Source organism: Shimia sp. MMG029, assembly GCF_027947445.1.
GTDB lineage: Bacteria > Pseudomonadota > Alphaproteobacteria > Rhodobacterales > Rhodobacteraceae > Shimia.
Genome location: NZ_JAQJIM010000001.1, coordinates 739,122 through 764,246, shown reverse-complemented (window position 1 = coordinate 764,246; position 25,125 = coordinate 739,122). Strand labels below are relative to the sequence as shown.

Here is a 25,125-nt window from a genome sequence, read left to right as displayed (position 1 = left end):
CCATAAGAGGACCGCGCAACATGCATATTGCCCGTGATCTTGCCCAAGCAATCGGCAACACCCCTTTGATCCGTCTCAACAAGGTGAGCGAGGCGACCGGTTGTGAGATTTACGGCAAGGCGGAATTCATGAATCCTGGCCAGTCGGTGAAAGACCGCGCGGCGCTGTATATCATCAAAGATGCGCTGGCGCGCGGCGATCTGAAGCCAGGCGGCACCATTGTGGAAGGCACGGCGGGCAACACCGGCATCGGCCTTGCGCTGGTTGGTGCGTCAATGGGGTTCAAAACCGTGATCGTGATCCCTGAGACGCAGTCTCAGGAAAAGAAAGACATGCTGCGCCTTGCAGGTGCGGAATTGGTGCAGGTGCCAGCCGCGCCCTATCGCAACCCCAACAACTATGTGCGGTATTCCGGGCGTCTGGCGGCGGAGCTGGCCAAGACGGAGCCTAATGGCGCGATCTGGGCGAACCAGTTTGACAATGTTGCCAACCGTCAGGCGCACGTCGAGACCACCGGCCCTGAGATCTGGACCCAGACCGAAGGCAAAGTGGACGGCTTTATCTGCGCAGTTGGCTCAGGCGGCACATTGGCCGGTGTGGCGGAAGCCATTCAGGGCAAAGGCGTGAAAATCGGTCTGGCAGATCCGATGGGCGCCGCGCTGCACAGCTTCTACACATCTGGTGAGCTGAAATCTGAAGGAGGATCGATCACCGAAGGCATCGGTCAGGGCCGTATCACCGCGAACCTCGAAGGCTTCACGCCGGATATGAGCTATCAGATCTCTGATGAGGAAGCGCTGCCTTATGTGTTTGATCTGCTTCAGGAAGAAGGGCTGTGCCTTGGCGGCTCCTCTGGTGTGAACATCGCGGGTGCGGTGCGCATGGCCAATGAGATGGGCCCGGGCCACACCATTGTGACGATCCTTTGTGATTATGGCACACGCTATCAGTCCAAACTGTTCAACCCGGCGTTCCTGAAAGAAAAAGGTCTGCCAACACCGGAATGGCTGGGCAACACAGGCCCTTCCAGCATTCCGGGTGTATTTGAAGACGTTTAAGAGCGTAAAAGCACATGCGCGCACTGAGCCGATACTTTGCAATAGCGCTGACCTGTCTGGCGCTTTTTGTTTCAATGGCTTGGGCGCAGAGCGCGCAAGAGCCGGATTACGATGCGTGGCGCAAGGTCGTTGACCGTGCCACGGAGGCGATCGACAATGACCGCGCCTCTGAAGCGGCGATGGATGCGCTGCGCGAACAATTGGTCGGGTGGCGCGATACCTTTAATTCGGAGAGTTCGCGCACCCGCATTTCCGTCTCCACCCTTGAAGCACAGCTGACGCGGCTCGGGCCCGTTCCAGAAGGGGGCGAGGCAGAGGACGTCACGGATGAACGCAGGCAATTACAGCTGGATCTATCGGCGGCGCAGGCTCCAGTGCGGCGGGCTGATCTGGCCTATAGCGAAGCCGAAGAGCTGATCCGTTCCATTGATGTTTTGCTGCGTGGTCGGCAGACGCAAATGTTGCTGGAGCTGGGTCCGATCCCGTTGAACCCGCAACTGTGGTGGCCTGCATTGGATCAGGTGCTGGACACATTTCGAGTGGTTGCGCTGGAGTTTCAGTCAGGCTGGCGACACGAGCGGTTGAGCCATGACCTTGGCCGGTCCCTGCCGACCATGTTGTTTTATCTGGCAATCAGCTTTGTGCTGTTGTCGCAAGGCACCAAATGGACCAATGCGGCGCTGCACATGGTGACACGTGAGCGGCGCGAGCTGTCTGCGATGCGGTGGGTGTCTGCGTTCGCGCTGTCATATGGACAGGTCGCGCTGCCGATGCTTGGGGTATTTGCATTTTCAAAGGCGGTCTATGCGACGGATTTGCCAGGCTTGCGCGGAGATGTGATCCTCGCGAACCTGCCGATCATGACCTTCGAGCTGCTCACTGCGCGCTGGTTGGGAGAACGCATATTCTCTCGTGCGGAGCAACCTTTGCTGCCGCTCAATCTTTCTGCCGCTGAGAAAGCCAAGGGGCGCAGAGCCAGTGTAACACTGGGCGCGGTGCTGGCGCTGAGCACGATGTTTTACAAGCTGTCACGCTATGAAAACTGGACAACAGGCACCGAGGCGGTGGTGTTTTGTGTGTTCACGATCGTCGCAGGCTTCTTCCTTGCGCAGCTTGCGATATTGGTGTCGCGCCATGCCAACACCATGCGCAAGGATGAAGAGTCGCCGCTGTCTGCAACAGGTCAGCTGATCTATATGCTCAGCCGCTACATGATCCTTGTGTCGGTGGCAGGGGCACTCTTGTCGATGGGCGGCTTGACGCGCGGGGCAAGCTACATTGTGTTTTCCAGTGTGCGCTCGGTGTTTCTGGTGGCGTTTCTGTTGGTGGCGCAGCGTGTCATTCAGAAGATTTTTGCTGCGCTGAGCGGACGCGGCGCGGATGATGACGGATCGCTGGGCGCTGTTCTGACCGGTGTGGCCCTGTCTATTCTGTCGATCCCGGTGTTTGCGCTGTGCTGGGGGGCACAGGTGACACATCTCAGACAGGGGTGGGAGGCGCTGACCACGGGATTTGCGTTTGGCGACCTGGTGCTGGCTCCCAAAACTATTTTCTTGCTGATTGTTGTCTATGTGATTGGCCATACGATCACGCGACTGATCCAGAGCTTTCTGCGCGACAATGTGCTGCCGAAGACGAGGCTTGATGTCGGCGGCCAGACCGCAGTTGTGTCTGGCGCGGGATATGTCGGTATCTTCCTTGCGGCTTTGGTTGCTTTGAGCGTTGCTGGCATCAATCTGAGCAATATCGCGCTGTTTGCTGGGGCGCTGTCTGTCGGCATTGGTTTTGGGTTGCAGACCATTGTGTCCAACTTTGTCAGTGGCATCATTTTGTTGATTGAGCGCCCTGTGAGCGAAGGGGACTGGATCGAGGTCAACGGCCAGATGGGTTACGTGCGCGATATTTCGGTACGCGCGACGCGCATTGAAACCTTTGATCGCACAGATGTTGTGGTGCCAAACTCCGACCTCGTGTCCAACACGGTTACCAATTACACACGCGGCAACACGGTTGGGCGTGTGATTGTGCCGGTTGGGGTGGCCTATGGCACGGATACGCGCTGGGTTGAGGGGATCCTGCGCGAGATTGCAGAAGCCCATCCGATGGTGCTGGCCAATCCCGGCCCTGCGGTGGTGTTTCAGGGCTTTGGCGCGGACTCGCTGGATTTTGAGATCCGTGCGATCCTGCGGGATGTGAACTGGGTTTTGACCGTCAAGAGCGATATGAACCATGAAATCGCGCGGCGGTTTGCCGAGGAAGGGATCGAAATTCCCTTTGCGCAGCGTGATGTTTGGTTGCGCAACCCTGAGGTTCTGCAGGGTGACGCAGCCAAATCGCCCGAAACGGCGGCGGCTGTCCCCAAGGGACAGGACATTCCGTCACCGACACCACCTGATTTCGAAGATCTGGATGCGGACGGCGATGCAGATGGGGGAGATGCACGATGAGCGAGTTGCTGTTTTTGAAAGATGCTTATTTGAAAGAGGCATCTGCAAAGGTGGTGGGGCACACACCTGAGGGTGGGGTGTTGCTGGATGGCACGCTGTTTTACGCAACCAGCGGCGGCCAACCCGGCGACAGCGGCGTGTTGCGCTGGGATGGCAAAAGCCTGAAGATTGCCACCGCTGTGAAAGTGCCGGACGGCGGCATTGCGCTGGTGCCTTCGGAGCCCGAAGAGCTGCCGCCGGTTGGGGCACAGGTGATGCAGGTGCTCGACTGGCCGCGCCGTCACCGCCATATGCGCGTCCATACGGCACTGCATCTGCTGTCCGTGGTGATCCCTTTGCCTGTCACGGGCGGTTCTATCGGCACGGAGAAAGGGCGGCTTGATTTTGACATGCCCGAGGCGCCTGAAGACAAAGAGGCGCTGACCGAGGCATTGAATGCGCTGATTGATCAGGATTTTGCGATTTCGGAAAGCTGGATCAGCGATGCGGAGCTTGAGGCCAATCCGGGTCTTGTGAAAACCATGTCTGTTGCCCCGCCCAAAGGTGCGGGTCGTGTGCGTCTGGTGCGGATTGGCTCAGACGATGAGCAGGTCGATCTGCAACCTTGTGGCGGCACTCATGTGGCAAGCACCGCTGAGATTGGGCGTGTGCGGATTGGCAAGGTCGAGAAAAAAGGGCGGCAGAACCGGCGGGTGTATCTGCATCTGGAGGGCTGAGGCCCAACCGACACTCGACCTACATGAACCTGCGGTTTTCGCGGGCGGATTTGGCTGTATTTTTCTGAGTAAAAAACGAAAAAAGGCGAGGTGCCATGACCAATAGACCCCGCCTTTTCCGTAACCTCAGGAGCACTCTCCTGCGGTTTGTTCTGATTTAGGTGTTGGAGACCACCAGCCGCAGATGGGCATGTTTGGTGGGTTCCAAAGTTGTTTTCGTTGGTGTGTCGTCTGCCTGCGCAAAATGCGTGGCTGGATCGAATTTCGGCATTGAGACTTTCTGCGGGCGCAAGATTGTGGCGATCGGATCCGATGTCTTTTCGCTGCCCATTTCAATACGGCGCAGGAAGCTGCCTTCCATATCAAAGCGCTGTGGGCTTCGCGTGGCTTCACCGTCGAGCGTGATTGCGCCCAGAATGCGGTTCACTTCGCCAGAGTCGCTGCGCAGTGGCAGGAGCATCATTTCACCCTGAAGGCCCGAGCGGCCAAAGCTGCGGCGTGTTGTCAGCTCCACGCGTCCAACCGCAGGCGAGGAGAAGACCCGCTCCAGCACCTCGGCAAAGCTGTCTCTGGAGGCGCCATTGATCAGCGCAGACATCGGCATGCCGCGCATGTCCATGTCCATCACATCAGACAGGGTGTTACAGGAGACACGCAGGCGTGCCATGCCGGGTGCGATGCGTTCCAGAATGAAAGCATGTTTCAAAAGCTTCTGGATGCGGCGTGGGTCTACATCGCTGCGGTAAGGAATTGGGTGGCCGTTGCGCAGGCTTTCCCAGTAGGTTTTCACCTCTTGCATGACCTCAATGCTGTGCACTTTGGCCGCGCCTGATTTCCCGTCTCCAAAAATTCTCACAACCTTCTCCCCGTAAACCTTCGTATTGGTCTGCACTCGTACGTAGAAGCTCTCGTTCGCTATATTTTATCTGACGATACAGAGAGTGTTTACAACTCGTAAATCACTTATGTCATATTTTATTTTGTTTGCGCTAAAAAATGCGAGAAATGGTTAACGCTTTAACGCGTTAACATTGCGCTTCGCAGTAGAATAGATTTAGCTGCGTCAACAGCTTAGCCGCAGGAGGGTTCAGATGCTGGAGTCGATGACAGGATACGCGTCACATAAGGGTGATGCGCTGGGACACAGCTGGACGTGGGATCTGCGCAGTGTGAATGCGAAGGGGCTGGATCTGCGCCTGCGTGTTCCTGACTGGATTGAGGGGCTTGAACCAGCTTTGCGGGCGGCGCTGTCCAAAGCGCTGGCGCGGGGCAGTGTAAACCTGTCATTGCGCATTCAACGCGATGAGGAACAGAGCACTTTGTCGGTGAATGCTGGCCAACTAGCCGCGGTGCTGGGCGCGATCAAGGCGGCGGAAGCACAGGCGGCTGACGCAGGTGTCGCTTTGGCGCCCTCTAAAGCGAGCGATCTCTTGGGGTTGCGTGGCGTGATGGAAACCACCTCTGAGGACACCGACACAAAGGCGCTTCTGACGGCTTTGATGGCAGAGGTGCCGGCGTTGCTTGAAAGCTTTGCGGCCATGCGCCAGCAAGAAGGACAAGCGCTTCAAACGGTGCTGCTTGACCAGTTGGCGCAAATCGAAGCGCTGACGTCGCAGGCTGCGACGGCGGCGGAAGCGCGGCGGGCCGAGAGTGCCGATGCATTGCGCAGCAATTTGGCGCGGGTGCTGGAAAACACCGAAGGTGCGGATGAAATACGGGTGGCGCAAGAGCTGGCCATATTGGCCGTGAAAGCGGACGTGATGGAAGAACTGGACCGGCTGCGCGCCCATGTTGAGGCCGCGCGCGGATTGATTGCCCAAGGCAGCCCGGTTGGTCGCAAACTCGATTTCCTGATGCAGGAATTCAACCGGGAGGCCAATACGCTGTGTTCAAAGGCACAATCGGTGGATTTGACGCGGATTGGGCTGGACCTCAAAGCTGTGATAGATCAGATGCGGGAACAGGTTCAAAACGTGGAATGAGAGCATGACCAACAGACGCGGCCTTTTGATCATTTTGTCGAGCCCCTCCGGCGCAGGGAAATCAACGCTGGCGCGGCGGTTGATGGCCTGGGATCCGGGGCTGAAGTTTTCGGTCTCTGCCACCACACGTGCGCCACGCCCCGGTGAAGAGCATGGGCGCGAATATTTCTTCATGAAAGAAGAAGAGTTCAAGACGCAGGTTGCTGAAGGGCAGATGCTGGAGCACGCCCACGTTTTTGGCAATTTCTATGGTTCGCCAGCGGGACCGGTGCGGGACACCATAAACAATGGTCAGGACGTGCTGTTTGACGTGGACTGGCAAGGTGAAATTCAAATCCGCAATTCGGATTTGGGCAAACATGCGCTGTCGATCTTCATTCTGCCACCGTCGATTGTAGAGCTGCGCCGCCGTCTTGAAACCCGCGCGCAGGACAGCGAAGATGTGATCGCCAAGCGTATGCTCAAGAGCTGGGATGAGATCAGCCACTGGGGCTATTACGACTATGTACTGGTCAATGACGATCTGGATGAGACCGAAGCCAAGCTGAAAACCATTGTGGAAGCGGAGCGGATGCGCCGTATTCAGCAGCCAGAGCTGCAGGATCATGTGCGTCAGTTGCAGATGCAGTTTGAGGAGATGTCCTGATGCCAATTTATGAACTGGACGGGGTGCGCCCTCATCAGGATGAAGACAGCTGGTGCGCGCCAGATGCCAATTTGATTGGCAATGTTGTGCTTGAGGCTGGGGCCTCCGTCTGGTTTGGCAGCACGCTGCGCGGCGACAACGAGGAGATCCGGGTTGGCGCTGGCTCCAATGTTCAGGAAAACTGTGTGCTGCACACGGATATGGGTTTTCCGATGTCCATTGGTGCGGGCTGCACCATTGGCCATAAGGTGATGCTGCATGGCTGCACGATCGGCGAGAACAGCCTGATTGGCATGGGCGCGATCATCCTGAATGGTGCCAAGATTGGCAAAAACTGCCTGATCGGGGCAGGGGCGCTGATCCCGGAAGGCAAAGAGATCCCTGATGGCAGCCTTGTGATGGGCACACCCGGAAAGGTGGTGCGCCAGCTGGATGAGGCGGCGATCGCAAAGCTGCGCTTGTCAGCGCTGCATTATCAGGAAAATTTCCTGCGCTATAAGTCCGGGCTGCGCGCAATCTGACTCGCGCATCGCGATTTGTGACAGTTTCTCTTTAGATAGAGCGACATGTCATATTCCTGTTACGTTGCTGCGATTTGAGCCTGCAAAAGGTGCCTGGCCGTTTTGGCCGGGCCTTTTGAAGATATGAGGCAAACGTGCAGCGCGAATTTTACAGATCATACTTGGATGCGATTCCTCTTCCCGCTGTTCTGGTGGACAGCCGGGCAAGAATTGTGGGTGGCAATGCGGCTGCGGTGAAACTGAACCCTCATGCGGACGATGACCGGCCTTTGATTTTGGTATTTCGTCAACCAAGTCTGAACGCGGCCGTTGAAGACTGTCTGCGGGATGGGGAGACGCATCGCGCGATTTACCTGCACAGCGAAGGGCCACAGGAACACCGCTATGATGTCAGCTGTGCGCCGGTGACGTTGACCCCTGAAGCAAGCGGCCCGCGCGGATTGAGTATGCCCCGAAGTGGGCAAAGCTTCAAAGGTGTGCTGATCTGTTTTCAGGATGTGACCGAGCTTCAGCAGCTTGACCAGATGCGGCGGGATTTTGTGGCCAATGTGAGCCATGAGTTGCGCACGCCGCTAACCGCGATTCTGGGCTTTGTGGAGACCCTTCAGGGGCCAGCGCGGGCTGATCCTAGGGCACAGGATCGGTTTCTGGGCATTATGTCGGCGGAAGCGAGCCGGATGAATCGCCTGGTTGGGGATCTCTTGTCACTGAGCCGTGTTGAAGAAGTGTCGCGGATGCGCCCCACGGATCCGGTCGATCTGGATCAGGTGATCCGATCTGTGTTGCAAAACCTTGGGCCGATGGCTGAAGAGGCCGGGTGCACCTTGGTCTATGACAAGGTGCGTGAAGAGGCAGTGGTGCCTGGGGATGCGGACCAGCTTTTGCAGGTGGTCACGAATCTCGTGGAAAATGCGCTGAAATATGGCGGCCCGGGCACCACTGTCACGGTCACCCTAGCAGAAAAGCGCAGCGGGGTTGGCGTGATGGGGCCGCGATATGCGCTTTCGGTGCGTGATGATGGGCCGGGAATCGACTCGGTGCATATTGCCCGTCTGACGGAGCGTTTTTACCGCATAGATTCTCATAGATCGCGGGAGATGGGCGGCACGGGGCTTGGGCTCGCCATTGTAAAACATATTGTTAACCGTCACAGGGGCCGTATGCACATCGAAAGCAAGCTGGGTAAAGGTAGCGTTTTCAACGTGTTGCTTCCTTTGAAGTAACCTTTTGGCAATGTTGTTTTTTGCGAAATGACATATTTTCTTTGCCACTGTCATACAGCTGTTACATAGCCGTCACAAAAGCTTCGAACAGGCGCATTAGACCGCGCTGTGAGACTGACACAGAACAGTCTAAACACATGGAGTTATACTAATGTCTGTCAAACTGACTGCCTCTGCTCTGGCCATCGCGGCCGTTGCCGCCACCTCTGCTGCGGCGCGTGACCAAGTTCAGGTCGCCGGTTCTTCCACCGTTCTGCCTTATGCTTCTATCGTTGCTGAAGCTTTTGGCGAAAACTTCGACTTCCCAACACCGGTTGTTGAATCCGGTGGCTCTTCTGCTGGTCTGAAGCGTTTCTGCCAAGGTGTTGGCACCGAGCACACCGATGTTGCGAACGCCTCCCGCAAGATCCGCGACAAAGAAATCAAAGCCTGCGCAGAAAACGGTGTGACTGACATCATCGAAGTGCGCATCGGTTATGACGGCATCGTGTTCGCTTCCCAGCTGAACGGTCCTGACTACTCTGCTTTCACGCAGTCTGACATCTTCAACGCGCTGGCCCCAAAAGTGATGGTGGACGGCAAGCTGGTTGATAACCCACACAAGAAATGGTCTGACTTCAACGCGGACCTGCCATCCGAGGACATTCTGGCATTCATCCCAGGCACCAAGCACGGCACCCGTGAAGTGTTTGAAGAGAAAGTGGTTGCAGCAGGCTGTGAAGCCACTGGCGCTTTCGAAGCGATGATGGCTGCTGGCATGTCTGAGGACGATGCAGAAGATGCATGTCTGGAAGTGATGTCTGATGGCCGCGCCGTGGACATCGACGGTGACTACACCGAGACCCTGGCTTCCATCGACGCCAACGCAAACGGCATCGGCGTGTTTGGTCTGGCGTTCTATGAGAACAACACCGACAAGCTGAAAGTGGCGACTATGGCAGGCGTTGAGCCTTCCACCGAAACCATCTCCACCGGTGAATACCCAGTGTCCCGCCCGCTGTTCTTCTACGTGAAGAAAGCCCACATCGGCGTGATCCCTGGCCTCAAAGAATACGCTGAGTTCTTCATCTCTGATGAGATCGCAGGCGGCGACGGCCCTCTGGCTGAATACGGCCTCGTGTCCGACCCAGCGCTGGTTGAAACTCAGGAAGCGGTTGCTGCTGAGAAAACCATGGGTGGCGACAGCTGATCCCGACTGTTAAGTCGATAAAACATCTGAGGCGGCGCCTGTCGCCGCCTCTTTCCAATCTGTCTTGAGAAAAAGACTTCTGGGGGACATATGCCTGTTATCTGGCTTTGCGTGATTGTGCTGGCGATTTCGATCGTCGGCTTTGTTTTTGGGAGACAGCGTGCCCTGAGCAGCGCTGGCGGTGACTCGCGCGCCTTGCACTCCCTGCCGAATTACTATGGCTGGAACGTGTTCATGAAAGTCACAGCGCCTGCATTTGGGCTGATCGTTGTCTGGCTGATCGCGCAACCGCTTGTCATTCAAAACAGCATTGCTGGTATGATCCCAGAAAGTGAGATCAAAGAAGGCTCAAGTATTGGTCTGGTGATGGCCGAAGTGCGCCGCACTGCCGAGGGGCTGAACAACGCTGTGGCTGCTGGCGTGATCTCTGAAGAGCTGTCACGTGATGCAGGTGCCGATGTTGAAGCGCTGACTGCCAGCCTGAAAGAGGCCGGGCAGGTTGTGACCTCTGCGATCACCAAGCCGATCCTGCATGCGGCGCAGGCCTATCGTACGATGACGAGCACTGGCAGCCTTATCCTGGCAGCGCTTACTTTGCTGGTCTCCCTTGGTGCCGCAGGTTTTGCCATTCGGCAGGCCGACAAAGACTACAAAGCGCGCAACACCGTGGAACAAGGCATTTTGGCGCTTTTGATCGCGGCAGCCTCTGTGGCGATCCTGACCACGATCGGCATTGTGCTGTCGCTGGTGTTCAACACTGCCGAATTCTTCCGCCTCTATCCTGCAGCAGACTTTTTCACCCTGCTTGAGTGGGCGCCGAGCTTCTCTGGCCGGGGGGGCGCTTCTAAGCTGGGTATTCTGCCGCTGCTTTGGGGCACGCTTTATATCTCTTTCATTGCTTTGCTGGTGGCGGTGCCTATTGGGCTGTTTGCCGCGATCTACTTGTCGGAATACGCGACACCACGCGTGCGGGGCATTGCCAAGCCGCTGCTGGAGATCCTCGCCGGGATCCCGACCATTGTGTATGGTCTGTTTGCGCTGCTGACCATCGGGCCGCTATTGGTTTCTGTTTTCGGCGAAGATGGCGCAGGCTGGATGAGCGGTGGTCGCGCGGTGATGACCGCAGGAATTGCCATGGGCATCATGCTGATCCCATTTGTGAGCTCGCTGTCTGACGACATCATCAATGCGGTGCCGCAGGCGATGCGCGACGGTTCTTACGGGCTGGGCGCGACGCAATCTGAAACCATCAAACAGGTGATCCTGCCGGCCGCGTTGCCGGGCATTGTGGGCGCGATCCTGTTGGCCGCAAGCCGCGCGATTGGCGAAACCATGATTGTGGTCATGGGGGCAGGGGCCGCAGCCCGGCTTTCGCTCAACCCGTTTGAAGCGATGACCACCGTGACCGCCAAGATTGTCTCTCAGCTGACAGGCGACTCTGACTTTGCATCGCCCGAAGCCCTGGTGGCCTTTGCCCTTGGGATCACCCTTTTTGTTCTGACCTTGGCGCTGAATGTTTTCGCGCTCTACATCGTCCGTAAGTACCGGGAGCAGTACGAATGACCGACGCAAGCCTTCCCACCGATGGCGCAAAGCCGCAGTCTGGCTCTCTGACCACGCTCGATGCGCGCACCAAAAAGCGCAATGCAGCAGAGAAACGGTTTCGCGCCTATGGCGTGGCCGCTATTGTCACCGGTATCACGTTCCTCTTTGTGCTGCTGTTTGCGATCCTGACCAGTGGTCTGGGCGCGTTTCAGCAGACCTTCCTGACCGTGCCGGTCTATCTGGATGAGGCCAAGCTCGATAAAAAGGGCAACCGCAACATTGATGACATTAAGAAAGTGTCAACTTTTGGCTATAACCCACTGATCCAAAAAGCTGTTCTTGCAGAAGTGCAGAAGGCAGGCATCGAGACACCGCTGACCAAATCCAAAGAGATGAAGGCGCTGATTTCGGCCTCTGCTGCGGGCCAAGTGCGTACGGCGGTGATCGAAAACCCGGCACTGATTGGTCAGACCGTGGAGTTCAAGTTCCTCGCGTCAAGCCGTGTGGATGGCTATCTGAAAGACCGTGTGAAACGTGAGCATCTGGCACGCGACAAGAACATTGACGCCGAGCACCTCGACATCGTGGATGGGCTGCTGGAAGCGGGCGTGGTTGCCAAAACCTTCAACCCGGCTTTCATCTTTGGCGCGGATGCATCCGAAAGCCGCGCGGAGCAAGCCGGAATCGGTGTGTCGATGCTGGGCTCCCTGTTCATGATGTTTGTGGTGCTTTTCTTGGCCCTGCCGTTGGGTGTGGCCGCATCGATCTATCTTGAGGAATTTGCGCCTAAGAACCGCCTGACAGATCTGATCGAAGTCAATATTTCCAACCTCGCGGCTGTGCCATCCATTGTGTTTGGTATCTTGGGTCTCGCGGTGTTCATCCAGTTCATGCATCTGCCGCAATCCGCGCCGCTCGTGGGTGGTCTGGTGCTGACACTGATGACCTTGCCGACGATCATCATTTCGACCCGTGCCTCGCTGAAATCTGTACCGCCAAGCATCCGTGACGCGGCGCTGGGGGTAGGGGCCTCCAAAATGCAGTCGGTCTTCCACCATGTGCTGCCGCTGGCCGCGCCTGGCATTCTGACCGGCACCATCATTGGCCTGGCCCAGGCACTCGGTGAAACTGCACCTCTGCTGCTGATCGGGATGGTGGGCTATATCGCGTCCAACGCGCCGGACGGCATTGCCAGCGGCCTGCTGGATCCGAATTCTGCCATGCCGGCACAGATCTACGAATGGGCGAAGCGCGCTGACCCAGCTTACTATGAACGCGCCTGGGGCGGGATCATCATTTTGTTGATCTTCCTCATCTCAATGAACACTCTCGCAGTTATCCTGCGCCGCCGGTTTGAGCGCCGTTGGTAAGCAAAGGATTGAACAATATGTATGACCAAGCTGAACTGGGGGCCGCCGTGGACCAGAACGCAACCAAAATCTCCGCCCGCAACGTGCAGGTTTATTATGGTGACACCCATGCCATCAAAGACGTGAACGTCGAGATTGATGCGAAGGCTGTGACGGCTTTCATCGGCCCATCGGGTTGTGGAAAGTCCACTTTCTTGCGCTGTATCAACCGGATGAACGACACTATTGATGTGTGTCGTGTGAAAGGTGATATCCTGATTGATGGCGAAGACATCTATGACAAGCGTGTGGATCCTGTGCAGCTGCGTGCCAAAGTCGGCATGGTGTTTCAAAAGCCAAACCCGTTCCCCAAGTCGATTTATGACAACATCGCCTATGGCCCGCGCATTCACGGCTTGGCCAAGAACAAGGCGGATCTGGACGAGATCGTGGAGAAATCCCTGCGCCGTGGTGCGATTTGGGATGAGGTGAAAGACCGTCTGCATGCGCCGGGCACGGGGCTGTCCGGTGGTCAACAACAGCGTCTGTGTATTGCGCGCGCTGTGGCGACCGAGCCTGAAGTGCTGCTGATGGATGAGCCGTGCTCTGCTTTGGACCCGATTGCCACCGCGCAGGTGGAAGAGCTGATTGATGAGCTGCGCCACCAGTATTCGGTGGTGATTGTGACGCACTCCATGCAGCAGGCCGCGCGCGTCAGCCAGAAAACCGCGTTTTTCCATTTGGGCAATCTGGTGGAGTTTGGCGACACCTCGCAGATCTTCACCAACCCAAAAGACGAGCGCACTGAAAGCTATATCACTGGCCGGATCGGCTAAGGAGACTGTATTATGAACGATCAACATATTGCTTCCGCCTTTGACCGCGACCTCGAAGGCATTCAGGCGCATGTGATGAAAATGGGCGGCCTGGTTGAGGCGGCGATTGGCGATGCCGCCAAGTCTATGCAGAACCGCGACGAAGAATTGGCTGCCGAAGTGCGGCAAGGTGACAAGGCCGTTGACGCGCTTGAAGACCTGATCAATGAGCTTTGCGCCAATCTGATCGCGCTGCGTGCGCCTGCGGCGGTGGATTTGCGCGTTGTGCTGTCTGTGATGAAAATCGCCGGCAACCTTGAACGCATTGGCGACTATGCCAAGAACATGGCCAAACGCACAGCGGTGCTCGTGCATATGGAGCAGATTGAGGGCGCGCATGGCTCTCTGCGTCGTATGGCGCAAGAAGTGCAGCTGATGCTGAAAGATGTGCTGGACGCCTTTATCCAGCGCGACGTTGCGCTGGCGCAGGATGTGCTTGAGCGTGATCAGAGCATTGACCAGATGTACAATGCGCTGTTCCGTGAATTCCTGACGTTCATGATGGAAGATCCACGCCACATCACACCCTGTATGCACCTGCATTTCATGGCAAAAAACACCGAGCGCATGGGGGACCATGTGACCGCAATTGCCGAGCAGGTGATTTATCTGGTGACCGGTTCCATGCCTGAAGAGGCGCGCCCCAAAGCCACACGGCTTGAGGCCTAAAGAGAGATAGAGAGGCAAAGAAGATGGCCAAAGATCATCCCACCGTTCTCGTCGTAGAAGATGAACCGGCACAGCGTGAAGTTCTGAGTTACAACCTTCAGGCCGAAGGGTTTGACGTGGAAGCCGCCGCGGATGGCGACACAGCGCTGTTGATGGTGCAGGAGGTCCAGCCTGACATCATCGTGCTGGATTGGATGCTGCCGGGAACATCTGGCATCGAAATCTGTCGGCGTCTGAAAACGCGTGCAGAGACCAAAGACATTCCAGTGATCATGTTGTCGGCGCGGTCTGAAGAGGTTGACCGTGTGCGCGGGCTTGAGACCGGCGCTGATGACTATGTTGTCAAACCGTATTCAGTGATGGAGCTGATGGCACGGGTGCGCAACCAGCTGCGCCGCGTGCGTCCGTCTTCAGTTGGCCAGACGCTCACATATGAAGACATTATTTTGGATGCCGAAACTCACCGGGTGACACGCTCTGATGAAGCGTTGCGGCTTGGGCCGACAGAGTTCCGTCTGCTGGCAACGTTTATGGAAAAGCCTGGCCGTGTTTGGAGTCGTGAACAGCTGTTGGATCGGGTTTGGGGGCGCGACATTTATGTCGACAGCCGCACGGTAGATGTACATATCGGGCGTCTGCGCAAAGCACTGTGTGTGCATGGGGGCAATGACCCGCTCCGCACGGTGCGCGGCGCCGGTTATGCGCTTGGATAGGCGCCACATATGACAAGGGGTACGAGGCGCATTGAATGTGCCTCGTAACACATTGAGAGTGATTTCGTTTTCACATTCGCGATGGGCGGGGAGTCTTGTTTAAATAGCGAATCCTTAAGTCTTATAATTGGTATTATGTCATTAAACCAAATGGTCAAAACAACTATCTTACCCCTCTGGACACTTAGGAAAGATTTACGATACCTTTGGGATTAGTTCGTGGGGATGAACGAACCTGACGACAGTTGTAAACCTGCCGACAAGCGCACCAGATTTTCTCTGTGCTGTACTTGATCGCGCCGTTGTATTGTGGATGCACTGATGGACGAAGCTTTAGACTACGTCGAAACCGTAATGAACCAGACCAGCCTTGAGGCGCTTTGGGAACTGCACTGCGCCAAGATGGCAACTTTTGGTTTTGACAAAATCATCTATGGCTACACCAACTACCGCAGCGGCATGTCATTGGGTGATGTTGAAGACTTTTTCATTCTCTCCAATCATGAGCGTGCCTATCTGGACAAATACATCGGCGAAGGCCTGTACTTTGACGGCCCGATGATGAAGTGGTCGCTTGATAACGCCGGCGCACAGAGCTGGAGCATCATCCAAAACGCCTTTGCGGCGGGCAATCTGACAGAGAAACAAATCCAAGTGTATCAGGTGAACCAACAGTTTGGGCTGCACGCAGGCTATACAGTAAGTTTCCCGACGGTTTCATCGCGCCACAAGGGCGCGATCTCACTTGGCGCGCGTTCTGACCTGGCGCAATACGAAGTTGACGAACTTTGGGAAACACATGGCCGCGAGATTTCATTGTTCAATAATGTGGCGCATCTGAAGATCCAGTCCCTGCCCTACAAAAATCCGGAACGGGAACTGACGAATCGTCAAAGAGAAGTGCTGGAATGGGTTGGCGATGGCAAAACCATTCAGGATATTGCACTGCTGATTGGCCGCACTCCCGCGACAGTTGAGAAGCATTTGCGGCTGGCCCGAGACGCCATGAATGTGGAGACCACAGCCCAGGCTTTGCTCAAGGCTTCGTTCATGCGACAAATTTACTTGCTTGAAGGCCAAAACTGACGCATTATAGCGTCATTAGTATGGTATCCCTGACTTGTTGGTTATTTGTCAGAATGGCAATATCGAATTGTTCCGTGAGTGGTGGCTTTGGCCTTGGAACATATCGGCGCTGAACTTCGTAATTTCGAGGCTCTCCGTGTCGACCGGTACACAACCCGGACGTTAGCTTAGGTTTATTTTGGCCATAAGTTAACAATTTCGGTGGCCTCCCCATCCCCATGTTTTGGAGGCCGTGGAAAGAGCGGCGTCACCCTATGGTGGCGCCGTTTTTTATGCATGTTTTGCTTTGACCGCCCCTATGGAACGATGTCTTTTCAGACCGCTGTACGGCATACGGTTGTTCGTTTGTTGTGCCCTACTCTGCTGACAACCCTCTGTTATCATGGAGAAATCTCTGTGTCGGATCGCTCTGAAATCGTGAGCAGATTGACCGCTGTCTAACGTGGTGAGAGCGCCAGTTTCATGGGGCCTTTTAACGGTTTCTTATGCCTGATCTCAGATTTTGCTCCTTACAAAAGCGATGGCGGGGATGGCCATCGACATGAATTCACCTGAATTGGAGACAGAGATGAAAAATCTCGCCATCGGTGCCCGTTTGTCAGTGACCTTTGCCTTTATGCTTGCCCTTATGGTGGGGCTTGCCATTGTCGCGGTCTGGCGCGTTGAAGCAGCGCGCGAAACGCTTGCGCAAATCAACGAAGTCAATTCGGTCAAACAACGCCATGCAATCAATTTTCGCGGCAGCGTTCACGACCGCGCCATTGCTATTCGGGATGTGGTGCTGTTGCAGGCGGGCCCAGATCGCGATGCGCAGGTTGCGTTGATCGATGCTTTGGCTGCCACTTATGCTGAAAACGAAAAACAGCTCGAAAAGCTATTGGCTGACACGGCCACCGTGCGCCCTGAGGAAAAAGAAATTGCAGCGCGTATTGCGCTGGTTCAAGCGGAGACCAACCCGTTGGTTGATGAAATCATCAACAAAATCTCTTCAGGAAATCCGCGACACAAAGCGCAGGCGATCGCTCTGTTGCAAGAAGTCTCTCCGCTGTTTTCGGACTGGTTGAATGTGATCAATGAGTTCATTGATTTCGAAGAAGCGGCCAATCACTCTGCCGGTTCGACAGTCACTGCCTCGCTTGACAGCTTTGGCCTGCATGTGACGCTCATTCTCTTGGCGGCTGTCGCACTTTCTGTGTTCGCTGCGCGATACGTAACGCTGTCTGTGACCCGCCCTGTGTCACATCTTCAGGCCCTACTGGGGCGCATGGCTGAAGGTGATGTGACTGCCGATGAAAGTCTCGGACAGAGAAAAGACGAGATTGGCGCGTTGGCACGTGTGGTTTCATCACTTCGAGAGGCGATTGAGGGCAATCAGCGCAAAGAAGAAGAGATACGCGAGAATGCGCGCCAGGTTGAGACCGTTGTGGCAGCACTTGGCATGGGGCTGAAAGAGCTTTCCAAAGGCGATTTGACCTATCGTCTGGATGATGCGTTTGCTGGCGCCATGGATGTGCTTCGCAAAGACTTCAACACCTCGGCAGAGAAGTTGAACACGCTTTTGGGCGCAATTCATCGCAATTCTGAGTCTGTGAAACACTTCTCTTCTGAATTGGCAGGTGCATCGCAGGAACTTGCACAGCGTACAGAAAGCCAATCGTCCACATTGGATGAAACGACCTCCGCGATGGAAGATCTGACCAGCAGCGCAAAATCAGCGTCGAAAAACGCGCGTTCGGTCGAACGTATCGTCTCTGAAGCACGCAAAGAAGCAGATCAGAGCGGTGGCATTGTGTCGATGGCCGTGAACTCGATGTCGAAAATCGAAGGTTCTTCTAATCAGATTTCGGCAATCATTTCGGTGATTGAGGATATTTCGTTCCAAACCAACTTGCTGGCGTTGAACGCAGGGGTGGAAGCCGCACGGGCTGGTGAAGCTGGTCGTGGATTTGCGGTTGTCGCCTCTGAGGTGCGCTCGCTGGCGCTGAGATCCACTGAGTCCGCGCAAGAGATCAAAGACCTCATCGCACTTAGCTCCAACCAGGTTACGGAAGGCGTTGATTTGGTTGGCCGCATGGGTGACGAACTTAAGAGCATTGCTGACAAGGTTGGTGGGATCTCCGATATGGTTGAAGAAATCGCACAGGTCGTGGACCAACAATCCAGCACGATTGAAGAGGTCAGCACTGGCATTGAGCAACTGGATCGTGTCACGCAACAGAACAAAGAGATGGTTGAGCAGACCCAACAGCATTGCGCCACGCTTGAGGACAACTCTGAAGAGCTCATCGCGCATCTGGCTGTTTTCGAAATTGAGCAAGACACGGTGGTTGTGGGCGACAGATCACTTGCCAATGGGCACACCGCAGCAGCTTAAATCAATCGTTGATACTTGTTCTTATAGGGGTCCGGATGCGGGCCCCTTTTTTCGTATTTAGTGCTGCCAAAGAAGCGCAGGTGGCCAAGAGCTGAGATTAATAAACAGACACAAAAAAACGCCGCACACTCTGTAGTGTGCGGCGTTCAAAGTCGTCGACTTCAGAGGGGCTTAGCCCTGAGCGGCTTTCGCCACTTCTGCTGCAAAGTCTTCTTCTTTCTTCTCGATGCCTTCGCCCACTTCCATGCGAACGTAGCCAACGATTTCCGCGCCTGCTTCTTTGGCAGCTGCTTCAACGGTCAGGTCAGGGTTGATCACGAAGTTTTGGCCCAGCAGGGTCACTTCGGACATGAATTTCTTCATGCGGCCTACGATCATTTTCTCGATCACCTGCTCTGGCTTACCAGATTCACGTGCAATCTCGATCTGAACGTTTTTCTCTTTTTCAACGATGGCCGGGTCGAGGTCTGCTTCGCCCAGTGCCTGCGGGTTGGCCGCTGCGATGTGCATGGCAACCTGCTTGCCGAATGCTTCGTCGCCGCCTTTCAGCGCCACGAGAACACCGATTTTGCCCATGCCGTCGGTCGCTGGGTTGTGAACGTAGGAGGTCACAACGTCGCCTTCAACGGATGCCATACGGCGCACGGACATGTTTTCACCGATGGTGGCAACAGCGTCGGTTACGGTTTCTTCAACGGTCTTGCCGCCCAGATCCGCTGCTTTCAGCGCGTCAACGTCAGATACGTTGATCGCTGCGCCAGCGATTTTGGCAACCATGGACTGGAAGTCCGCGTTTTTGCCAACGAAGTCGGTTTCGGAGTTCACCTCAACGGCAACACCTTTGCCACCTTCAACAGTGACAGCCACCAGACCTTCGGCTGCGGTACGGCCGGATTTCTTCGCCGCTTTCGCCAGACCTTTGGTGCGCAGCCAGTCGATTGCTGCTTCCTGATCGCCATTGGTTTCGGTCAACGCTTTTTTCGCGTCCATCATGCCTGCGCCGGTCATCTCGCGCAGTTCTTTAACCATTGCTGCTGTGATCGCCATCTGTGGCTCTCCTCGTCAGAATTGGGAATGTGGGGGCGGGTCTACCCTGCCCCCATGTCAGATTTGTAACGTCGCTTACGCGTCTGCTGCGGCTTCTTCGGCCACGGCTTCTTCAACCGGAGCTTCGAATTCGCCCAGATCAACGCCAGCTGCGCCCAGCTGTGCGGTCATGCCGTCCAGCGCTGCGCGGGCTGCGAGGTCGCAATACAGGGAGATCGCGCGGGATGCGTCGTCGTTGCCTGGGATGATGTAGTCAACGCCGTCTGGGGAGCAGTTGGTGTCAACCACAGCCACAACTGGGATGCCCAGTTTGTTGGCTTCTGCGATCGCCAGAGCTTCTTTTTTCACGTCGATGACGAACAGCAGGTCAGGAACGCCGCCCATGTCGCGGATGCCGCCGAGAGAGGCTTGCAGCTTCTCCTGGTCGCGCTCGATGCCCAGACGCTCTTTCTTGGTCAGGCCTTCTGCGCCGGATGCCAGTTTCTCGTCGATCTCTTTCAGACGGTTGATGGACTGGGAAACGGTTTTCCAGTTGGTCAGCGTGCCGCCGAGCCAGCGGTGGTTCATGAAGTACTGCGCGGATTTCTCTGCTGCATCTGCGATTGGCGCTGCGGCCTGACGCTTGGTGCCAACGAAGAGAACGCGGCCGCCTTTTGCCACGGTGTCACGAACAGCTGTCAGAGCCTGGTCCAGCATAGGAACGGTCTGGGTCAGGTCCATGATGTGGATGCCATTGCGGGAGCCGTAGATGAACGGGCCCATGCGTGGGTTCCAGCGCTGTGTTTGGTGACCAAAGTGAACGCCAGCTTCCAGCAGCTGACGCATGGAGAACTCGGGAAGAGCCATGCTATTTTCCTTTTCCGGTTTACGCCTTGACGGGGAGAAGTGAGAGCGGATGCTCCAACCGGCGGACCGACAGGGATGTCTCCCCTGCCCAAGCCCAAACCCCGTCTGCGGGTTTGAATGGCGCGCGTTTACACCAGCATTGGTTTGCTTGCAAGCACCTATTGTCGCGGATGCCCGAAATTGCAGGCACTGCGGATCGCGACGGGTTGACCTTTGCCTTGAGGCGGTGAATTTCGTTGGTCGACTGGTGTTGAGGCGTCAAGCGCCTTGGCGTTTTGTATGACGCAAAAGCCTGTTCAGTCAAACAACCAAGGAGCTGCCTTCATGATCAAACTCTATCACCTTAATCAATCCCGGTCATTGCGCATCATGTGGCTGCTTGAAGAGATTGGCGTGCCCTATGAGCTCTGCAGCTATCAGCGCGACAGCGAGACGTTCTTGGCACCTGAGACGCTAAAAGAGATACATCCGCTAGGCAAAGCGCCCATGTTGGAAATTGATGGGCAATTGATCACGGAATCGGCCGCGATTGTTGAGGTTTTGTGCCAGCGATATGCACCCCAGATGCTGCCAGCTGATGAAAACAGTGCAGAGGCAATGGCCCATCTCCAATTGATGCATTTTGCAGAAGGGTCTGCGATGACGCCTTTGCTTCTGGGCATTTATACAAGCCGTCTGGGCGAGGCAGCTGCGCCGCTTCAGCCGCGCATACGTTCGGAAACAAAGAACCATTTTGACTATATGGAAGCGCAGCTGCGCCCGTCCGGTCATTTTGTTCTCGATGACTTGTCCGCAGTGGATGTGATGATGCTGTTCCCAGCACAAGCCGCAGTTCATCGGCTGGGCCTTTCAGAGGCTTACCCCAAACTGGCAGCATATGTGGCCGCTATCGAGGCGCGCCCGGCTTTTCAGCGCGCACTGGCACGTGACAATGGTTGAGCGCTGAGCAGATTTGGGGCGGCATTCGCCCCATCACCGCGCCCATTTTGAGGAACTATTTTTTCAGGCCAGAACGGATTTGGGTTTCGGCGGCACGCGCCAATGACTTGCGATTGGCAAAGTCGCTGACGTTGAGCGGTGGATGGTAAATCACATCAACTTGGCCCTGCCGTGGGGCCGCCAATGTGCAAAGCAGATGTGGACCAAAGTCCATATCTCCCCACCAGCCATAAAATCGGGGCTCAGCCCCTTTGGGGGCTGTGTAGTGCACCGTGACGGGTTGTATGACCATTTCTTCGCGCAGACGTGGATCAAAAAACGCCTCAAAGAGCGTGGTCTTGAACGGCAAGACCCTTTGGCTGTCGCTGCTGGTGCCCTCTGGAAAGAACAGCAGCTGGTGCCCGGCCAGCAGACGATCCTCAAACATTTGCTTGTGCGCACGCGCTTCACGGCGGTCACGCCTTATGAACAATGTGCCCGTGGCGCGCGCAAGCCAGCCAATTCCGGGCCATTTGGCAACTTCCGCTTTGGACACGAAATAGACTTGTTGTGGCGCGTTGAGCGCAAAAATATCCAGCCAAGATGAGTGGTTTGCAACCACCGCACCGCGCCCTTTGATCGGTGTGCCGGTCACGGTGAAGCGAATGCCGAGCAGCCGGAACGCGTTGCGGCAGACAAATTGGGTGATGTGTGGGGTCCAGGGGCGTTGCAGCCCAAACAGCGGACGCTCGATAAGGCGCAGTAGCAGCAACAGCCCCAGACATCCAAACACCAATATGGCCAGAGGAAAGCCGCGTGCAACAGCACGCAGAATGCCCATTGCCCCGAGTTCAGGCTGAACTGGATAGCCTTCGTCGCTTTCCCAAGTGCTCACAGTGCGCGCTCCTTCGTATAGAGCGCCCGGCTTTTCTCATTCATGCGGGCGGTGTCAAGGATCAGACAGACATCGGTGGTGTTAAAGGCATGGTCCAAAAACGCCCCTTCCCCGACAAAACCACCAAGGCGCAGATAGGCTTTGATCAAAGGTGGCACCGACAGCATTGCTGTTCGGCGGTCGATGTCCGCTTCGGGCAGCAGGTCCATCGCCTGAAACACGCCTTCTTGCGCACGCGGACGGATATCTGACGGGGCCAGATGGCGATGGTGCAGAAGCGAGAGTGCTGCGGCATGGCGGGCTATATCGGTGCCGTGAAAGCTGGCAACGCCAAACAGCACTTCGATCTCATGATCGGCCACATAAGCTGCCAGCGCGTTCCAGAGATGGAACATGCCCACCCCACCCCGATACTCTGGCAACAGACAGGAACGTCCCAGTTCCAGCAAGCGCCGACCCGAGGCTTTCAGCGCCGACAGATCGTATTCGTCCTCTGAATAGAACTGTCCAATCTCTTTGGCTTTTTCTCCGGTCAGAAGTCGGTAAACGCCCACAACTTGCGACTGCAGATCTTCGGAGCGCGCGCGATCAATCAAAAGCAGATGGTCAAACTTTGGATCAAACCGGTCTTTTTCAAGCTCTTGGGCGTGATCCACCATAGGTCCATCCGCGCCCAGCTCTTTCACGAACACTTGGTAACGCAGATGCTGTGCGGCGCGAAGTTCCGCGTCAGACTCGGCAAGTTTAACTTTAAAATCGCGGGGCTGCTCGGTCATGGGAGCGCGTTTTCCTCTTTGTTTTGAGGCCTTTTACGCAGCTGAATCGGGGAAATCAATTCAGCCAGCGGAGATCATGTGTTGACGTTTCTGGATGGGCGTGAACACTTTATTAACCAAATTAGGTTTCAGATGCCGGCATCAACATGACGCGTGTACCATCAAGAACAACTTTGCCCGCATCCCGAAAGTTGACGGTGATTTTGCCACCGATATTGGACTGCACCTGCCCCAGGCCCCAATCGGGCTGTGTCGGGTGTGTGACCAACATTCCGGGTTCAAGAAAGGCATTGAGATCATCCATTGGGCCACTCGTTTTCTAAAGGAATACAGATGTCAGATAATACGGATTTCTCCGCATTGGTAGGGTCACGGATTTGCCACGACCTGATCAGCCCAGTCGGGGCGATTGGCAATGGGCTTGAACTGCTTGCTTTGACCGGCGACGCAAAGGGCCCTGAGATGGAGATGATCGAGGACAGCGTAAAGAACGCAAACGCGCGCATTCGTCTGTTTCGCGTGGCTTTTGGCCAGCCAGGTGACGAACAAATGGTCGGCACGCAGGAAATCCAATCCATCCTGACCGATCTGGCGCCTGCGTCACGGGTGGAAACGTTTTGGGAAGTCGAGGGCGCTGTGGCCCGCTCTGAGCTGCGCCTCGCCTTTCTGACGCTCATGTGCTTTGAGACGTCGATGCCGTTTGGCGGCACAATCAGCATCGCAAAGGAAGGCGCGGGTTGGTATTTGCTCGCAGAAAGCGAGAAGCTGCGTGCGGACACCGATCTATGGGGTCCCGTGTCGCATGGCGACGTCCCTGAGGGACTTGTGCCTGCAAAGGTGCAGTTTGGCCTGCTGCCACAGGGGGTGAACCTTCTGCGGCGCACGCTCAATGTATCGATGACCGATATGAGCCTAGAGGTCAGGTTTTAAACGAAAAAGGCGCCGAAATCCGGCGCCTTTTGTTTTTGGTCTTTTGAGACTTAGGCCCGCGTGGTGCCGTTGCCTTCGACCAGATATTTGAAGCTGGTGAGCTGGGCCGCGCCAACAGGTCCGCGGGCGTGCATTTTGCCGGTGGCGATGCCGATCTCTGCGCCCATGCCAAATTCACCACCATCGGCAAACTGAGTGGAGGCGTTGCGCATCAGGATCGCGCTGTCCAGACGTTCAAAGAAACGCGCGGCGGTTTCGTCATCTTCGGTCAGGATACAATCGGTGTGATTGGAGCCATACAGGCGGATATGTGCAATCGCTGCGTCGACGTCCGGCACCACTTTCGCGGCAATATCCATGTCGAGATATTCTTTGCCCCAATCCTCTGCCGTGGCGGGTGTGGTGCCTGCGATCTTCTGCAAGGTTTCATCGGCATGCACCCGCACCCCCGCCTCCAGCAGCATCTGAATAAGCGCAGCGCCGAGGCTATCAACGAGACTTTCGTTGATCAGCAGGCATTCCGCCGCGCCGCAGATGCCGGTGCGGCGGGTTTTGGCGTTCAGGATCACATCCATCGCCTTTTGTGCGTCGGCAGCCGCATCCACATAGATGTGGACGATGCCCTCAAGGTGGGCAAAGACCGGCACGCGGGCTTCACGCTGCACAAGCCCCACCAACCCTTTGCCACCGCGCGGCACAATCACGTCCACAGTGTCGATCATGGTCAACAGTTCCTGAACAGCCGCGCGATCACGTGTGGGCACCAGCTGGATCGCAGCTTCGGGCAGGCCAACGGATTTAAGGCCATCCACAAGGCAAGCGTGGATCGCACCGGAGCTGTGGAAGCTTTCAGAGCCGCCACGCAGGATTACGGCGTTGCCAGATTTCAGGCACAGCGCGCCCGCGTCTGCGGTCACATTGGGGCGGCTTTCATAGATCACACCAACCACACCCAGCGGCGTGCGCACGCGGCGAATGTTGATGCCGGAAGGCATGTCCCACTGGGTCAGTACCTCGCCAACAGGGTCATCTTGCGCCGCAACAGTGCGCAGGCCAGACACGATGCCGTCAATGCGGTCTTCATCCAGCATCAGGCGATCCATCATCGCGTCAGACAGGCCTTTGTCACGGCCAAATTCAAGGTCTTTCTTGTTGGCCTCGATGATCTCAGCGCGGCGCGCCCAGACCGCATCGGCGGCGGCTTCTAGCGCGGCGCGTTTCACCTCCGGCGGGGCAAAGGCCAGCTCCGCGCTTGCCGCTTTGGCTTGCGCGCCAATCTGGGCCATCAGGGCGGGGATATCTGCGATGTCTTTCATCAGA

Annotated in this window: 24 protein-coding genes; 17 read left to right on the top strand and 7 right to left on the bottom strand. The window is 56.2% G+C overall.

The features are described 5' to 3' along the window. Window positions 1-20: 20 nt before the first annotated feature. The 3 genes from PJL69_RS03685 to PJL69_RS03675 are packed head-to-tail and all read left to right on the top strand — an operon-like array spanning window position 21 to window position 4,221. The gene (locus tag PJL69_RS03685; protein ID WP_271308442.1) at window positions 21-1,058 is read left to right on the top strand and encodes a cysteine synthase A; all 1,038 of its coding nucleotides are present in this window, start codon (window positions 21-23) and stop codon (window positions 1,056-1,058) included. Between the two features lie 14 nt (window positions 1,059-1,072). Then, window positions 1,073-3,505 (top strand): DUF3772 domain-containing protein, encoded by a 2,433-nt coding sequence (locus PJL69_RS03680; RefSeq protein WP_271308441.1) that lies wholly within the window; start codon window positions 1,073-1,075, stop codon window positions 3,503-3,505. Then, window positions 3,502-4,221: an alanyl-tRNA editing protein gene (locus PJL69_RS03675; protein ID WP_271308440.1), complete on the top strand. Its 720-nt coding sequence runs from the start codon at window positions 3,502-3,504 to the stop codon at window positions 4,219-4,221. Before PJL69_RS03680 ends, PJL69_RS03675 begins: the two co-directional genes overlap by 4 nt. A gap of 157 nt (window positions 4,222-4,378) precedes the next feature. On the opposite strand, the gene PJL69_RS03670 is transcribed toward PJL69_RS03675, so the two are convergent. Then, a complete protein-coding gene (locus PJL69_RS03670; RefSeq protein ID WP_271308439.1) occupies window positions 4,379-5,077 on the bottom strand; it encodes a PAS domain-containing protein in 699 nt (232 codons plus the stop codon). 235 nt (window positions 5,078-5,312) lie between these two features. Here PJL69_RS03670 and PJL69_RS03665 point away from each other — a divergent pair, with 235 nt between their 5' ends. From PJL69_RS03665 to PJL69_RS03610, 12 genes are all read left to right on the top strand, one after another. Further along, entirely contained in the window at window positions 5,313-6,203 is an 891-nt protein-coding gene (locus tag PJL69_RS03665; protein ID WP_271308438.1) for a YicC/YloC family endoribonuclease, read from the top strand. 4 nt (window positions 6,204-6,207) lie between these two features. Beyond that, window positions 6,208-6,849 carry a guanylate kinase gene (gmk, locus tag PJL69_RS03660; RefSeq protein WP_209095731.1) on the top strand — a complete coding sequence of 214 codons (642 nt, stop codon included), beginning with the start codon at window positions 6,208-6,210 and terminating at the stop codon, window positions 6,847-6,849. Next, window positions 6,849-7,370 (top strand): gamma carbonic anhydrase family protein, encoded by a 522-nt coding sequence (locus PJL69_RS03655; protein WP_271308437.1) that lies wholly within the window; start codon window positions 6,849-6,851, stop codon window positions 7,368-7,370. Before gmk ends, PJL69_RS03655 begins: the two co-directional genes overlap by 1 nt. 134 nt (window positions 7,371-7,504) lie before the next feature. Beyond that, window positions 7,505-8,593, top strand: coding sequence for a sensor histidine kinase (locus PJL69_RS03650; RefSeq protein WP_271308436.1), 1,089 nt, complete (start codon window positions 7,505-7,507; stop codon window positions 8,591-8,593). Between the two features lie 151 nt (window positions 8,594-8,744). Further along, window positions 8,745-9,782 carry a substrate-binding domain-containing protein gene (locus PJL69_RS03645; RefSeq protein ID WP_271308435.1) on the top strand — a complete coding sequence of 346 codons (1,038 nt, stop codon included), beginning with the start codon at window positions 8,745-8,747 and terminating at the stop codon, window positions 9,780-9,782. A 90-nt stretch (window positions 9,783-9,872) separates the two neighbouring features. After that, window positions 9,873-11,345 (top strand): phosphate ABC transporter permease subunit PstC, encoded by a 1,473-nt coding sequence (gene pstC / locus PJL69_RS03640; protein ID WP_271308434.1) that lies wholly within the window; start codon window positions 9,873-9,875, stop codon window positions 11,343-11,345. Then, the gene (gene pstA, locus PJL69_RS03635) at window positions 11,342-12,697 is read left to right on the top strand and encodes a phosphate ABC transporter permease PstA (protein ID WP_271308433.1); all 1,356 of its coding nucleotides are present in this window, start codon (window positions 11,342-11,344) and stop codon (window positions 12,695-12,697) included. Before pstC ends, pstA begins: the two co-directional genes overlap by 4 nt. A gap of 17 nt (window positions 12,698-12,714) precedes the next feature. Then, a complete protein-coding gene (pstB, locus tag PJL69_RS03630; RefSeq protein ID WP_209095726.1) occupies window positions 12,715-13,512 on the top strand; it encodes a phosphate ABC transporter ATP-binding protein PstB in 798 nt (265 codons plus the stop codon). A 12-nt stretch (window positions 13,513-13,524) separates the two neighbouring features. After that, window positions 13,525-14,220: a phosphate signaling complex protein PhoU gene (gene phoU, locus PJL69_RS03625; RefSeq protein WP_209095724.1), complete on the top strand. Its 696-nt coding sequence runs from the start codon at window positions 13,525-13,527 to the stop codon at window positions 14,218-14,220. Between the two features lie 23 nt (window positions 14,221-14,243). Next, complete coding sequence (gene phoB / locus PJL69_RS03620) at window positions 14,244-14,933, top strand: phosphate regulon transcriptional regulator PhoB (RefSeq protein ID WP_209095723.1); 690 nt, start codon at window positions 14,244-14,246, stop codon at window positions 14,931-14,933. A 321-nt stretch (window positions 14,934-15,254) separates the two neighbouring features. Beyond that, entirely contained in the window at window positions 15,255-16,019 is a 765-nt protein-coding gene (locus PJL69_RS03615) for a LuxR family transcriptional regulator (protein ID WP_271308432.1), read from the top strand. Window positions 16,020-16,587: 568 nt separating this feature from the next. Beyond that, on the top strand, window positions 16,588-18,393 hold the full coding sequence (locus PJL69_RS03610) for a methyl-accepting chemotaxis protein (RefSeq protein WP_271308431.1): 1,806 nt from the start codon (window positions 16,588-16,590) through the stop codon (window positions 18,391-18,393). Between the two features lie 171 nt (window positions 18,394-18,564). Here the strand turns inward: PJL69_RS03610 and tsf are convergent, their stop codons facing one another. Beyond that, a complete protein-coding gene (gene tsf / locus PJL69_RS03605; protein WP_271308430.1) occupies window positions 18,565-19,440 on the bottom strand; it encodes a translation elongation factor Ts in 876 nt (291 codons plus the stop codon). Window positions 19,441-19,515: 75 nt separating this feature from the next. Continuing rightward, window positions 19,516-20,286: a 30S ribosomal protein S2 gene (rpsB, locus tag PJL69_RS03600; RefSeq protein ID WP_058240801.1), complete on the bottom strand. Its 771-nt coding sequence runs from the start codon at window positions 20,284-20,286 to the stop codon at window positions 19,516-19,518. Between the two features lie 324 nt (window positions 20,287-20,610). Between rpsB and PJL69_RS03595 the strand changes: the two genes are divergently transcribed. After that, window positions 20,611-21,225: a glutathione S-transferase family protein gene (locus PJL69_RS03595; RefSeq protein WP_271308429.1), complete on the top strand. Its 615-nt coding sequence runs from the start codon at window positions 20,611-20,613 to the stop codon at window positions 21,223-21,225. A 55-nt stretch (window positions 21,226-21,280) separates the two neighbouring features. Here PJL69_RS03595 and PJL69_RS03590 read toward each other — a convergent pair whose 3' ends face one another. The 3 genes from PJL69_RS03590 to PJL69_RS03580 all read right to left on the bottom strand — a co-directional run bounded on the left by PJL69_RS03590 (window position 21,281) and on the right by PJL69_RS03580 (window position 23,179). After that, on the bottom strand, window positions 21,281-22,099 hold the full coding sequence (locus PJL69_RS03590) for a lysophospholipid acyltransferase family protein (RefSeq protein ID WP_271308428.1): 819 nt from the start codon (window positions 22,097-22,099) through the stop codon (window positions 21,281-21,283). Then, window positions 22,096-22,875 carry a GNAT family N-acetyltransferase gene (locus PJL69_RS03585; protein WP_271308427.1) on the bottom strand — a complete coding sequence of 260 codons (780 nt, stop codon included), beginning with the start codon at window positions 22,873-22,875 and terminating at the stop codon, window positions 22,096-22,098. Before PJL69_RS03585 ends, PJL69_RS03590 begins: the two co-directional genes overlap by 4 nt. A 121-nt stretch (window positions 22,876-22,996) precedes the next feature. After that, complete coding sequence (locus PJL69_RS03580; RefSeq protein ID WP_271308426.1) at window positions 22,997-23,179, bottom strand: DUF3553 domain-containing protein; 183 nt, start codon at window positions 23,177-23,179, stop codon at window positions 22,997-22,999. 29 nt (window positions 23,180-23,208) lie between these two features. Here PJL69_RS03580 and PJL69_RS03575 point away from each other — a divergent pair, with 29 nt between their 5' ends. Then, window positions 23,209-23,805 (top strand): histidine phosphotransferase family protein, encoded by a 597-nt coding sequence (locus tag PJL69_RS03575; RefSeq protein WP_271308425.1) that lies wholly within the window; start codon window positions 23,209-23,211, stop codon window positions 23,803-23,805. A 50-nt stretch (window positions 23,806-23,855) separates the two neighbouring features. Here PJL69_RS03575 and PJL69_RS03570 read toward each other — a convergent pair whose 3' ends face one another. After that, window positions 23,856-25,121 (bottom strand): glutamate-5-semialdehyde dehydrogenase, encoded by a 1,266-nt coding sequence (locus PJL69_RS03570; RefSeq protein WP_271308424.1) that lies wholly within the window; start codon window positions 25,119-25,121, stop codon window positions 23,856-23,858. Window positions 25,122-25,125: the final 4 nt, after the last annotated feature.

Bases quoted from the DNA above. Each gene is read 5' to 3' on its own strand.
- PJL69_RS03685 (WP_271308442.1), top strand. From the start codon at position 21: ATGCATATTGCCCGTGATCTTGCCCAAGCAATCGGCAACACCCCTTTG.
- PJL69_RS03680 (WP_271308441.1), top strand. From the start codon at position 1,073: ATGCGCGCACTGAGCCGATACTTTGCAATAGCGCTGACCTGTCTGGCG.
- PJL69_RS03675 (WP_271308440.1), top strand. From the start codon at position 3,502: ATGAGCGAGTTGCTGTTTTTGAAAGATGCTTATTTGAAAGAGGCATCT.
- PJL69_RS03665 (WP_271308438.1), top strand. From the start codon at position 5,313: ATGCTGGAGTCGATGACAGGATACGCGTCACATAAGGGTGATGCGCTG.
- gmk (WP_209095731.1), top strand. From the start codon at position 6,208: ATGACCAACAGACGCGGCCTTTTGATCATTTTGTCGAGCCCCTCCGGC.
- PJL69_RS03655 (WP_271308437.1), top strand. From the start codon at position 6,849: ATGCCAATTTATGAACTGGACGGGGTGCGCCCTCATCAGGATGAAGAC.
- PJL69_RS03645 (WP_271308435.1), top strand. From the start codon at position 8,745: ATGTCTGTCAAACTGACTGCCTCTGCTCTGGCCATCGCGGCCGTTGCC.
- pstC (WP_271308434.1), top strand. From the start codon at position 9,873: ATGCCTGTTATCTGGCTTTGCGTGATTGTGCTGGCGATTTCGATCGTC.
- pstA (WP_271308433.1), top strand. From the start codon at position 11,342: ATGACCGACGCAAGCCTTCCCACCGATGGCGCAAAGCCGCAGTCTGGC.
- pstB (WP_209095726.1), top strand. From the start codon at position 12,715: ATGTATGACCAAGCTGAACTGGGGGCCGCCGTGGACCAGAACGCAACC.
- phoU (WP_209095724.1), top strand. From the start codon at position 13,525: ATGAACGATCAACATATTGCTTCCGCCTTTGACCGCGACCTCGAAGGC.
- phoB (WP_209095723.1), top strand. From the start codon at position 14,244: ATGGCCAAAGATCATCCCACCGTTCTCGTCGTAGAAGATGAACCGGCA.
- PJL69_RS03615 (WP_271308432.1), top strand. From the start codon at position 15,255: ATGGACGAAGCTTTAGACTACGTCGAAACCGTAATGAACCAGACCAGC.
- PJL69_RS03610 (WP_271308431.1), top strand. From the start codon at position 16,588: ATGAAAAATCTCGCCATCGGTGCCCGTTTGTCAGTGACCTTTGCCTTT.
- tsf (WP_271308430.1), bottom strand. From the start codon at position 19,440: ATGGCGATCACAGCAGCAATGGTTAAAGAACTGCGCGAGATGACCGGC.
- rpsB (WP_058240801.1), bottom strand. From the start codon at position 20,286: ATGGCTCTTCCCGAGTTCTCCATGCGTCAGCTGCTGGAAGCTGGCGTT.
- PJL69_RS03595 (WP_271308429.1), top strand. From the start codon at position 20,611: ATGATCAAACTCTATCACCTTAATCAATCCCGGTCATTGCGCATCATG.
- PJL69_RS03585 (WP_271308427.1), bottom strand. From the start codon at position 22,875: ATGACCGAGCAGCCCCGCGATTTTAAAGTTAAACTTGCCGAGTCTGAC.
- PJL69_RS03580 (WP_271308426.1), bottom strand. From the start codon at position 23,179: ATGGATGATCTCAATGCCTTTCTTGAACCCGGAATGTTGGTCACACAC.
- PJL69_RS03575 (WP_271308425.1), top strand. From the start codon at position 23,209: ATGTCAGATAATACGGATTTCTCCGCATTGGTAGGGTCACGGATTTGC.
- PJL69_RS03570 (WP_271308424.1), bottom strand. From the start codon at position 25,121: ATGAAAGACATCGCAGATATCCCCGCCCTGATGGCCCAGATTGGCGCG.